The 13169-nt window shown below is 33.7% G+C and carries 10 protein-coding genes and 1 pseudogene; all 11 read right to left on the reverse strand.

Annotated elements, in window-relative coordinates:
* Nucleotide 1 precedes the first annotated feature (1 nt).
* The 11 genes and pseudogenes from HUX74_RS01215 to HUX74_RS01270 all read right to left on the reverse strand — a co-directional run bounded on the left by HUX74_RS01215 (nt 2) and on the right by HUX74_RS01270 (nt 13164).
* Nucleotides 2–1153, reverse strand: a complete 1152-nt coding sequence (locus tag HUX74_RS01215) for a glycosyltransferase (RefSeq protein WP_174646057.1) — start codon at nt 1151–1153, stop codon at nt 2–4.
* The gene (locus tag HUX74_RS01220) at nt 1150–2244 is read right to left on the reverse strand and encodes a glycosyltransferase (protein ID WP_174646058.1); all 1095 of its coding nucleotides are present in this window, start codon (nt 2242–2244) and stop codon (nt 1150–1152) included. Before HUX74_RS01220 ends, HUX74_RS01215 begins: the two co-directional genes overlap by 4 nt.
* 57 nt (nt 2245–2301) lie before the next feature.
* Nucleotides 2302–2916, reverse strand: a pseudogene (locus HUX74_RS20985) (hypothetical protein); the annotation flags it as partial.
* Complete coding sequence (locus tag HUX74_RS01230; RefSeq protein ID WP_174646059.1) at nt 2804–3907, reverse strand: glycosyltransferase; 1104 nt, start codon at nt 3905–3907, stop codon at nt 2804–2806. The pseudogene HUX74_RS20985 and the gene HUX74_RS01230, both read right to left, overlap by 113 nt.
* On the reverse strand, nt 3904–5205 hold the full coding sequence (locus tag HUX74_RS01235; protein WP_174646060.1) for a hypothetical protein: 1302 nt from the start codon (nt 5203–5205) through the stop codon (nt 3904–3906). The genes HUX74_RS01230 and HUX74_RS01235 overlap by 4 nt, the downstream gene beginning before the upstream one ends.
* Entirely contained in the window at nt 5171–6064 is an 894-nt protein-coding gene (locus tag HUX74_RS01240; RefSeq protein WP_120172656.1) for a glycosyltransferase family 2 protein, read from the reverse strand. Before HUX74_RS01240 ends, HUX74_RS01235 begins: the two co-directional genes overlap by 35 nt.
* A gap of 926 nt (nt 6065–6990) precedes the next feature.
* On the reverse strand, nt 6991–8304 hold the full coding sequence (locus HUX74_RS01250) for a UDP-glucose/GDP-mannose dehydrogenase family protein (RefSeq protein ID WP_174646062.1): 1314 nt from the start codon (nt 8302–8304) through the stop codon (nt 6991–6993).
* Between the two features lie 14 nt (nt 8305–8318).
* Entirely contained in the window at nt 8319–8843 is a 525-nt protein-coding gene (locus HUX74_RS01255) for an acyltransferase (protein WP_120137062.1), read from the reverse strand.
* Nucleotides 8844–9163: 320 nt separating this feature from the next.
* Nucleotides 9164–10564 carry a lipopolysaccharide biosynthesis protein gene (locus HUX74_RS01260; protein WP_120137061.1) on the reverse strand — a complete coding sequence of 467 codons (1401 nt, stop codon included), beginning with the start codon at nt 10562–10564 and terminating at the stop codon, nt 9164–9166.
* 19 nt (nt 10565–10583) lie between these two features.
* Nucleotides 10584–11708 (reverse strand): hypothetical protein, encoded by a 1125-nt coding sequence (locus HUX74_RS01265; RefSeq protein ID WP_165852957.1) that lies wholly within the window; start codon nt 11706–11708, stop codon nt 10584–10586.
* 166 nt (nt 11709–11874) lie between these two features.
* Nucleotides 11875–13164, reverse strand: a complete 1290-nt coding sequence (locus HUX74_RS01270; protein WP_174646063.1) for a DUF4910 domain-containing protein — start codon at nt 13162–13164, stop codon at nt 11875–11877.
* Nucleotides 13165–13169: the final 5 nt, after the last annotated feature.

The following is a 13169-nucleotide window of genomic DNA, read 5'->3' on the forward strand; positions in this document are numbered from 1 at the left end:
CTCAGTAAGCACCTTGTATAAATTCTTGAAATTCTTTGCCGATGGTCTCTCTTGAAAGCCGTTCCATTATATAACCTTTTGCGAGTTTACCCATTTTAACTCGTTGTGCCGGGTCATTTAAAAGTGAAACTAATAGATTAGCCAGTTCTAAATTTGAATTTGCTATTCCTATTTCCCCTTTTTCAATTGATAGACCTTCGGATCCTATTTTAGTAGTAACCACACATCTACCCCGCCCCATAGCTTGAATAATCTTGTTTTGGATGCCAGCTCCTGATATCATCGGAGCTATAACGACCGAAGCCCTATCAAGATATTCATTTGTATCCTCAACATATCCTGTAACAAAGATATTCTTGCTATTATCTAGATTCTGAATTTCCCGAGTCGGATGTGTTCCAACTACATAAAACTTTACAGTCGGTATTGATGCTACTACAAAGGGAAAAATATTACTTACAAAGTTCTTTACAGCCAATATATTAGGAGCATAATTCATTTTACCGACAAAAACAATAGCACCATTTTCTTCAGGAAACACTATATCAGAAACATTTGCCATATTACCTATAACAGAGAGTTTCTTATTACAATTAGAATTATCCAAAATAAAAGCTTTATCAACTTCTGAGATAACACATGCACGATCAAATTCGTCTAGCAATGTGGATTCATAAATTTTACATCGTTTCCAATCAATTGTATAAATCCATTTCATTGGAAACCTTGCATACTTCCGCGCTTTATCATAATTCATAGAGATTGCATCTACAAAATCTATCACCCTGATAACAGATTTATACTTACGAACATATTGAGCAGTTCGTAAGTTGTTACAAAAAGCGACATCAAATGAATGGATGATTGAATCAATATACTTTTGAACTTTTTTATTATAATAATAATTTACTTGAATTGGAAGATCGTTTAGAACAAAATTCAGAGCTTGGAATAGATGTTGCAATTTGCTATTTTGAAAATATTTATAAGAGCCATAATTATCAGGCTTAGATAAGTTTTCGTCACTTCCTATTATGATAACATGTACATCAAAATATAAACGAAGAAATTCAAGACATTGTGCTGTACGAATTTGATCACCACCGACAATTGGGTAAATAGGACGAGAAGATATGAACAGTAGTTTTTTCATTTTTTAATGAAGCTCGTATTAATCATTATTGAATTATTAAGGGAAGCAATAAGGTTGTCAAAATGTTTTTTAGCTATAATGTCTGAAAAATATTTAAGGAATAATTGAATAGAATATGAATTTATTCTTTCGTAGGCCAATGAATTCATTTTTTCTATAAATTCAGCAGCATTATTACATTCTCCCCCAATCCTCGCAAAATCTGTTTCTATTCCAACAAATGCTTCAGTTGTTCCGAATATACTCTTTCCGTAACTGAGTGCTTCAATTGTTTTAGTTTTCATTCCTGAGCCCGAAAAGATAGGTGCAATAACAGCCAATGCGTTTCTATAACACATATCTAAATCAGGAATGTATCCTTTTAAACGAACATTTGAAGTCAAAGGCAATTTCTTTATCGCATTATTATAACAGCATGAACCCACAACCCATATTTCATGATTAATGTATGGTGCTACGTTCTTGATAAACCAAACTATTCCTTCAACATTTGGAAAAAAGTCAGAACCAACAAATAGGAAATAATCATCATTATGTGATGTGGCAAAAAGATCTTTTTTTATGGAAGTACTAATAGGAATTATCATATCTGCATCCCTATTATAAGCCTTTCTCATCTCCAAGCTATCGCGTTCGGTTAATGTAATCAGTTTGGTTGTATTATTGATTGCTTTTCGTTCATTCCAACGAATAATACGATATTGAAAATAAGAGATCAAAGTTTTGGCATGAATATGACGATGCTTATATAATTGAGATTCTACATTATGAGCAAACGTTATAGTTCTGATAGAATTCCGGAGGAGTAATTGGGCTAAATTACCTCTTAGTGAAAGTTCAATAAAAGCTATCCTGCAATCGTTAGCTAACGCCATTTTTATTATACGTTTTTCTTCATCTCTACTCATTCCATAGCTACATGCTGAAAAAGATGAAATAATTGCCCTCTTCAAAGAAGATTTTTTAAGATGATATTCTATTACGTTTTCTTCACCCAATATGGACTTCAAAAAACGTAAATTCCGTTTACACACATAATCACCTCCAAAAGAATTTGATTCAAATTTGGGGGCTATATATAAAAGTCTCATAAATAAAAGCTATTTAAACCAACCACGATGACCTAATTCATATTCCAAACAATCATCTCGCCTGCCTATGACTTTAGCAGGATTACCTACAGCTATACTCATTGGTGGAATATCCTTGGTTACCACACTACAAGTACCAATAACCGCCCCCCTGCCAATGGTCACTCCTGGCAAAACAGTCACTCGTGATGCAAGCCATACATAGTCTTCTATAACTACAATTCCACTATTCGTAGAATAAGTTGGAGAATTATAGTCGTGTTGAAGAGACCATATATTCACATCTTGAGCAATATCCACATTTTTTCCTATTTTCACGCCACCTCTTCCATCTAAAACGACTCTTTTATTCACTGTACAATGCTCCCCAATTTCAATCCGATACGGTGAACGTATATCGACATTTCTACAGATGGCACAATGTTTGCCTATTTTCATCCTGAAACATCTTAATACAAAGATTCTGAATCGATGAAGAGGAATAATCATAACTATAGTAAGAAACATATGATATATGTCCGATATAAAGTTTTTCATGTATTTAAAATTAAAACCAGCCCTATATTTCACCTTTAAAAATTGACTCCCATCTATTAATGACATTATCCACAGAAAAATCTTTAGCCCTTTTATATGAATTGAACGAAAATCTTTGCCATTCAATATTATCATTCATTAAACGGATTATATGATTCGCATAAGTCGTTATATCATTATCTCGTACTAAATAGCCCGTGTTATCATTAAGGATAATGTTGCGAGGACCAACACGGACATCAAAAGCTATCTGTGGTAGCCGACACGACATAGCTTCTAATAGTACTGTCGGAAAAGCCTCTGTAAAACTGGACATACAATATACTTTTGATCTATACATAAGGTGCAAGACTTCTTGGCTTGATTTTTGTCCTAACAGTGTTACAGAACTACCAATACCTAACTCGATAATTCTTTTTTCCAAGTTATTTCTTTCAGGCCCTTCGCCCACTATGAAAAGTTTAATATTACAATCAGACAATGAAAGAGCGACCTTCCAAATATCAAGTAACCTTAGAAATCCTTTTTCAGACGATAGTCTTCCAACTGCAATAGCAATATTATCTCTCGGTTTTATACTATTGCATTCCATATTTATCGAAGAAATAAAATTGGGAACTGTAATCAGTTTTGTATGCTTATTATAAGGAGTAACCATTTTCCGTATTTCTTCTTTAACATCATCTGTAAGAATAAGGAAATTGTCAATATTGAGATACCGCAATTTGAAATCGTTCTCGATACCCTTATGACCGACATAATCATGATGAAGCTGAGCAATACGGATATTGGTATTATTAGAATATTTTGAGAGCATTATATTATATTCATTGCGCGTCGACACAATAATCGTATTATTCAATTTATGAATAAATCTACGGATTGCCACATAAGAGACACCTCTCCTATATAATTTGTAGAATATTGATTTATCACCATGATGAAGCTTTGTCAGATGAATAATTCTTATGCGGGAATCGATATTTGACAATTCAATGTCTTGCAATGTAAGCACCAAAAAAACTTTGTATCCTCTTTGAACTAATACATTGGCAATATTCGTAATACAAATTTCAACACCTCCTATTTTAAGGTGCTGAAGAAGAAAATAGATAGGTTTATTCATTTTACTATCCCTAAAGACCTATCGCAATCTGTAGCTTTATTGAAAAATAAGAATGCTACCATAAGTGGTATTATGTTATTGTGATATACTTGTACATCCCCCTTATAGTTGAAAGCTAAGAATAAACAGAAAAATGCAATCTTAGTAAATATATCAAGATTGCTTCGAGTCAGAAAAATCAAGTAAAACAGCGAAAAAAAGACAAATATAAATCCTATTATACCATAATACCCTAATATTCTCAAGTATCCTGCATCCACACTTCCAAAATATCCTCCAGCTTCATCCATGAATCGACCAGATCCCCAAATAAAAAACTGTTGTATATACTTGCTTTCGTACATATCCTGCAAATAATCTGTTGACGGGGTTCGAAATTCTCCATCAATAAATATGGAATCTAATGGTTGTACAAGATAATTATATACTACTTTATATAAAAATGGATCTGAAATCATATCCACATAATAATATAATAGGACGATTAAGCTGATGATAAAGACAATCATAATCACTATGAATGATATGGCTTTTTTTAGCTGTCCATTTAAAATTTCACGAATAAAATAAAATGCAATTCCAGTAATTAATGCAACAATCGAAAAACGTCCATTCAAAAGAGCGAAAACAGTCAAGAATATAAAGTAGAGAATTTTTCTCTTAAACAGTTTTATATGAAGAATATAATAAAGTAAAACAAAAGAGTACATAGTAGCAAGACCAAAGAACTGATAACCACAGATTGCAGTACCTCTAAGCCTCCCATATACTTCAATTTTATCAACATCTCCTCTGAAAATACTAGATATATTATAAAATGTGTCACAGAACATTGATAGTAAAATCAGCAAACATTGAAATATGAAACAATAAACGATAGTTTTGGGAATATTTATGTAATTAGAAGCTTTGGTGTAAAAGACAAAAGATACATAATACAGAATTAGGCTGGACAGCCACATGCTTGTTAATGAAAAGTCAAATTCTCTATAGTAAATAGTAAGGAAAAAAGTCCAAAAAAACAAGAAATAGTGAACCGATAGATAACTACGTATTGCCTTTTTAAAATTGACATTGATTTTGTTAAGCTTTAGCCAACTATCTCTTTTTAAAGCTAAATATAAACATAGTCCTACCATTACCAATTTGGCACTACTCAAACCCGGCAATAATGGAAATGCAAAAACTAAAAAAAATGTCAGTATACTATAGAAAAATCGTAATTTAGCGTCTATTAGTCTTTTTTTTTTACAACAAATAATATCATATTTTCTTTTTTGCTTCAAGATAACCTGCATACATTCTTATAGCCTTAATCAAACTCCATTTTCGATGGATATATAAAATATAATTACATAACTTTTTTAATCCATAGTCATGGATTATTTTCCTTATAATATAAGGTGAAATTATAGGAGTAGATAAATTATATAATTTTCTCTCATATAAAAATTGATTAATACTTATACCCACTTTCATGTAGTTAAACATTCTATCATAAGTTTGTTGTCTAAAAGTTATAGATCCTTCTGTATCAGTCAGACAATACAAACGCTCTGATATAATTTTATATTTGCGTGCATACCCAGACATTTTCAAATTGAACATAGCATCATTACCAACCGGAACCTCATCGAAGACTAAACCATAATCAAATACTAATTTCGAAAATATACATTTATTCCATGGAGACCAAATACCAAATTTCACAAGTGTATCATCTTTCGTCTTAAAATAGTCCTCATACTTACCAGCAATACAAGATGCCCTAGCTTCCTTTCGCGTCGAGTTTGATGTCACATTAAAATACAAAACATCTAAATCTTCATTCAATTCCTTATCCAATACATCAAATGTACCGTCCACATAATAATCATCTGCATCAGCAAACAGCAACCATTTACCTTTGGCATGTTTCAATCCAACATTTCTTGCATAACCGGCTCCTTTACCATCTTTCGTTAAGTACACTTCCACACATTCATCATCCATACCAGGAAAATGATAAAAGTCCACTTTGTCTAAATCGCTATTATCATCTACTACAATAACCTGAATATCAACACGCTTTGGAATAGAAGCTAAACATCGTTGCAAAAGTTCAGGGGTATTTTTATGCGGAATAATCACACTGTATTTTTTCGTAATACTCGACATTATATGGTTTTATTATTATATATGCTCACGGATATAATCAATAACAGAGCGATGATGTATGGAAAATTTTCTCGCAAATAGATTGGGACTATGGGACAATAAAACTATATCTTCTTTTTTCCACGTATAAAGGTTACCACGCGACCAGTCTATTTCACGTAGATTAGATTTCATCCTATCATCTTCCGAGGTTATATATCGCATTTTGCAAATAGAGAATTCATAAAGACGGTTTGTTTATACACTTCATCTGCACACATAGTATATTTGAATCGTCGAAATATGTCTTTCTTCTTTGAGAGTAGAAATTCAACAGCATTATATGTAACACTACACCAATTACTGCCTTTATAAACACCGAAATTAATATCTGATTTACACCTTGATACTCCTATCATTTTTTGTATCTTAATACTAAATGTAGCAAATCCTGTTCGTAGCAAAATATTCGTGAATCTCCTTCCGAAGCAAGTATAAAGATGGTAATAATTAATTCGTTCAAATCCAGCCTTTTCGTCTATACTATCCTCATTAATAATAACAAAAAAGCACCTTTATGCAATTCGAAAAAACGATGTACGTATTGAATCGGATAAGATAAAGAGGTAAGTCAACACCAGACAGCAAATGATAATAGTCAAAATTAACGGGATATTCAAATGCTTCCTTAAACAACAACATTTCACACTTAATCTGTGAATAATTACCCCACTTTACATTTATTGGTTTGTCTATAATTACCCCTTCATATTTTTCGACTATTTTGTACATTTTTATTTTATACCATAAGACACCTTTTTGTCAATGTGCACAAAACAAACATTGTTTTCGTGATACAGTTTAGAAAGCAATAAATTCAGAATCTCCGGTTCATTATATGCCATGATTAAAAAGGCGTGTTTCATATTGCATTCTTATCTTAATCCTTACTGTCCGATACAAAAATATTCAACTCCCACTTCCTTCATCTCCTCAGCATCATAAATATTACGCCCATCAATCACCAACGGTTTGAGCATACTACGAGCAATCACCCTCCAAGAAGGCAAACGAAATTGTTTCCACTCCGTTAACAGCAATAATGCATCCGCATCAAGTACCGCATCATACATATCATTAGCATAAGTTACCACATTACCCATACGGCGTCTACATTCATCCATAGCAACTGGATCATAGACTCTAACCTTGCAACCCGCCTCCAATAACAGCTTAATTGTTACCAAAGAAGTAGCCTCACGCATATCATCTGTCTCAGGTTTGAAAGCAAGCCCCCATAAGGCAATGGTACGACCTTGCAAGTCACCTTGATAAAAGCCACGAAGTTTATTAAAAAGTACAGACTTTTGCTTTTCATTCACCTCTTCTACAGCCTTCAGCACTTTCATCTCGTATCTATTTTGTTCTGCCGTCTTTATAAGCGCTTTTACATCCTTGGGAAAGCAACTGCCACCATACCCACAACCCGGATAAAGGAATTTGCTGCCAATACGGCTATCACTACCTATACCCTTACGAACCATATTCACGTCGGCACCCACCAACTCACAAAGATTGGCGATGTCGTTCATGAAGCTGATACGGGTAGCAAGCATAGAATTAGCCGCATACTTTATCATTTCCGCAGAAGGAATATCGGTAAAAATGACACGAAAGTTATTGAGCAGAAAAGGACGGTAAAGTCTAGTCATCATTTCTTTTGCCTTTTCGCTCTCTACGCCTACCACTACACGGTCAGGACTCATAAAATCCTTGATTGCAGCACCTTCTTTCAAAAATTCCGGATTACTTGCCACATCAAAAGGTATCTCTACTCCTCGTTGCTGCAGCTCTTCTTCAATAACAGCTTTCACCTTTTTAGCAGTACCAACCGGAACCGTAGACTTAGTTACCAATACCGTATATTTTTTTATATTTTGTCCGAACTGACGTGCTACAGCAAGTACATATTGAAGGTCAGCACTACCATCCTCATCCGGAGGTGTACCTACGGCACTAAAGACAATATCCACATCATCAAGCACTGAAGTCAAATCTGTAGTAAAGTTCAAACGCCTCTCCCGATAATTACGCAAGACCATTTCATCAAGTCCCGGCTCATAGATGGGAATTTGCCCACTGATAAGCGCATTAATCTTTTCTTCGTTCACATCCACACAAATGACATGAACACCCATTTCTGCAAAACAAGTACCTGACACTAAACCCACATAGCCAGTGCCTACTATTGCAATATTCATACCATTGATTTTTATTAATGAAACATCCCTTTTACTTTCAAATCGAAATAATGCTCTTTATTTCGGTATTTGATAACTTTGGCTGGATTTCCACCCACAATAGCCAATGGAGGCACATCCTTACACACCACTGAACCTGCCGCAATTATAGCACCTTCTCCAATAGTAATGCTACCAGTCACTATCACCCGATTACCAAACCACACATTGTCGCCAATTACGATGTGTTTCAGCACATACGTTGCATCATAAGGGATACAAGTACCCTCATAATTATGGTTTTGGGTAATTATCATGCATTCTGTACCCGAATGAAAGTTACTGCCAATTGTAACACTACCATCGCCTAAAATTTGCATCCCGTTAAAGTTACAATTATCACCTAAAATTACTTTACCTCCAAATACACAGGGGGCATTGACACACAACCCCACACCATAGGACGTAATTTGACGCTTTGCGTGATACATGGCCCACCAACGACGAAACTTGAACCGCATCCTAACCAGCAAGTGATAAGGGAATAGAATTTTTTTCATTGTAATTAAAAGCCTATGTTTTTCACCTTGTAATATGTAATATTTTTACCATTCAATAACACAAAAATGTCAAAATAACATCCACTTTTGTTTCCAAGGCCTATCAAATTCTTTATATCTTGTCCACTTTAGTTAAGCCCTTCTACTTTGAAAACATTCAAGAAAATAGCAGACTTACTAATCCATTCCATGTTTTGTTTAAACTTCTTAGACATAAAACTACCATCCAGAATGGCTCCATTCTAAAATATTCATTAAACTCCCCAATTAAAGATATTACTTATTCCATAATAATTATAATTACGAGCTATATAATAATATTACGTCTTTTTAAATTGTAACCACGATTTTATTACTAAACAAGCAATAAAGACAATTGTAATAACTATCTTAATGTTAAGATCGGAATCAACAAAAAATAAAGCCATTGCTGTTAGAAACAAATGAATGGCAGCTATTTTAAGTATAGGATATGTAATCTTAGAATTATCTTTAAATACCTTCATATAAAAGCCTGCGTAACCCATATAGAAAGATGCGATGAAATACGCAATAACTATTCCCCAAATAGATAAGAAGGGAATTAAAATACAATACAACACAAAAGCAATGATACCAGAACAGAAAGTTAATCTTAAAAGGGAGGTTGTCTTTTCATGATAAAAAAATATATTACTCGCACCTACGTACATCGGTCGATAATTAAAAGCCATTACAAATATGACAGCATACGGATAGGTTGATGCCAACTCTTTATTGGAAATCAAAATATTGAAAACTTCACGACTCCACAAAGAAAAAATAAAAGTGCAAAAATAGGTAATGCCCAAATAGACATAAATTAATGCTTTAGCCCTGACTTCATCACGTTTCTTAATTGATTCCATACACATGGGATAGATAGCCTGATTTATAGCATTCACCCAATTCTCCATCAGCGAACTAATCTGAATCATTATGTTAGCACGTCCAAATACCGGAAGAGGGGTGGAATAAAAATCCATGATCACTTTACTGGAGGAGTTCAATAAGAAACCACAATAGTAGTGAGGCACTGTAGGGAGTGAAACACGAAGGTATTTAAGTATAGTTTTTCTCTTAAAATTATAGATTGGTGATAGCTTTAATTCAACATTAACTGCATACCAATAAGAAGCGTTCATTAGAAATACTCCTAAAAAGCCACCTACATACCAACCCAAGTAGCCAAGTCGATAATGTACGACTAGAATATAATTGGCTAGAAGAGTAACTATACCAGACAAGATACTCCTCCACACTATTGGGATTGGCTTCATACTATTAACATAATAATAATTGCCAATTGTAGCAGTAGGACCAAAGAATACATTAGAAAAATTAGTTAAAGCAATAATCAGCCATTTATATTCTGCCGCCTCCTCAGGAATGATGAAATACAAAAGTAAGCCTTGAAGAAATGCAAAGAATATCATCCAAATATTGAGAAAACCATATATCTCACGCCACAAGATCTTGTATTGAAAACTACATTTATAAAAAATAACTCCCAGAACAGAATTAAATCCTAAAGTGGATAAAGCTGTGAGTGCTTGTGTATATGCATTAATCGTACCAGCAATACCATAATCTGTTGCAGTTAGGTATTGTGTCATTATAGGCAGCAAGAATACGTTTATTACCTGTGGTATATAAGGTGAAATACCAAAAAGCAGAGAATTAGTCAGAAGCTTACGTAGCATGCTTTATTCCTATATGCAATTATACGAGCTTTGCAGATTTGATGTCAAGTCCCAAGGATTGAAGATATTCTTCATCAAAGCCCCTCTTTAAAAAGTTGGCAACAATAGTAGAACAATTTCCTTCATATTCTTTATCGTATGCAGCATTAAAGAACTGTGCAATATCTGTAGAGACCATTTTAAGAGAATGACCAGACAGCATACACTTCAACTCATCTTCGTCTTTTGCATACTTAACCAATCCTTGTGCTACATAACTATATTGATCGGAAAATCCGCTCTTAGACAATGAATACATAATACTTGGCACACGAGCCATCAAGGCATCTAAATGTATTGAGGAATCATTTGCTATCAATATACCAATTCGATTAAGAAAATCAAAAGGAGTTTCATCATAGGCAGAAGTATATTCGATATTAGCATTTTCAAATTTAAAGTGCTCAAAATGCAGCATTCCCGGGTGTGTGCGAATAACGATCTTATAGGCAGGATTAATATTTAATATGAACTTGCATAATGCCTCTATATGATTATAATCATCAATCATATTGACAGCCACTCCAATCGTATTTATAAAAGCCTCTTTTTGATTAATGATTTTTGGTTTCATATAATCAAAGCGACATGCACCTAAAATCACTGTTTTCGATGTTCCGTCTTTATGAATATCTGTGTATTTATGAAAACTTTCGACTCCATCCAAAAAGGCATAACTAAATTGAAGTGCTGGATAGTAATTGGCCACAGATGCATGCTGAATATATAATGATTTTATATTCAAATTATTACAATGCCAAAGTGCCATTCTTGCACAATCCACATGGTCATTAGAAAAGAAGACACATTTAGGCGACATTTTTTTAATAAAATCACCTATAGTAAAAAAGTAACCTGGACTTCGTAATATCAATGGTAATCCATAACCATAGATTCTTTTTTCTTTCCCTTTATATTTCAGAAATCGTATCAAAATTGGTATTATATAAATTAAAGATTTTATATAAACCCTCTTTAATGTCAATTCAGGAACTTCAACGTCAAGAAGAAGATGATAATCCTGTTTATCGAATTTGTCCATCACAGAACTTAAAGCCCTTCGATTATTGAGTGACAAACAGAAAAACAAAATTTTTCCTTTCACTGAATTAATCTCTTTATACTTATAATTTCCATATATCAAAGAATAGACAAAACTGCGTGTGAAATAATATACTCCCCGCACTATATAGTAAAAGGATGAATGCCTTTTAAGGGGATATAAGTTTTCATTCAAAGTGAAATCTGAAAAATGAAAGAAAAAATCCACATTATTCTTCATATTTCAATATGCCATTTTTGATTAATACATCTTTTGCTTCCAAAAAGGAACCAATGGGGAGTTGTGCTTTCTTCAATATGTCGAATAGAGTATGCTTTCCATCAGAATAGTTGAGTATCCACATCATTGCATCAGTAACTTTACTCCGTGCATTAGGGGCACTTATAGTAGGATATAGTCCTCTTTTCCCCAATTGTGGTTCACACATAGGCATTTGATTAAAATACCTTCCATCATTCTCTAGAATACGAATTACATCATATAAATCTTCTGTCGATTGTTGTATTACCTCAAATGAAATATAACTCTTGTTGTCTAATGAAGTGTGATACTCTTTGAATGTTCCATAAACGCTATGCATTAATGAGCAAAATGGAAGATTAACACCTGGAGAGCAGTATTGTCTTTCATCACTACCCAATGGAAAAAAATCAATCACACAAGTGTTTGGATATCTACTTTTAGCAATATATTCAGTTGCAGCTTCAAGCAAGCTATCCCCGCGTCTGGACTTCTTGAGTGAATAGGGGGCAGCATCGCCAATACAAGTCAATATCATTCCACCTTTTACATATTTCTGCAGGTGCTCAAAATGATGAGAAATATACCAAATACTACCTATAGTCTCAGGCATCAATAAAAAGCGATATGTATATCGGGGCTTTACAAGTTTCTGCCTTATGAGACCATATAAATAACATAATACCAATGGACCAGAAAGTTCATTGTTGGCCAATGACGGATGACAAATATAACTGGAAAAAACTATTTCTTCCTTTGATTCTCCTTCTATCACTGCTTCTGCGACAGTCATTGATCCCTCTTCGTTATGACATGAGTCTATAAATACTTCATATTGTTCTTTGGGGTTTAAAGAAAGGAATTGATTGTAGCTCAAGCAGAACCCCCATCTTTTAGTATAATAGGAAGTTCTATAAGGTATAGCTTCAGGCTGGGCTTGAATATAATACAGATGCTTAATCAGATTATCATAAGAAAGAAGTTCATGACAAGCTATTGAATAACCCATCAGGTGCAAATTATTATTTGAGAAATCTATAATAATATTTCCTTTGGTATCTTTAATCCAAGCCTCTTTGACATTCCACTCTGCAGGTACTTTCCAGTCATAACAAGAGGTTCCTGCAGGCACTTCCGTAACATTGAATGGTACTAACTCAGACAGTATTTTTATTGTCTGTCGATTACCTTCACCTGTAAGGCTTCTGTTCAACGGCCATAAACGGTCAAAATAGGATTCTATTTCATTAACATCCATTGCAC

Origin of the sequence: Bacteroides sp. Marseille-P8574 (genome assembly GCF_902825465.1) — a bacterium.
Lineage (GTDB): Bacteria > Bacteroidota > Bacteroidia > Bacteroidales > Bacteroidaceae > Bacteroides > Bacteroides uniformis.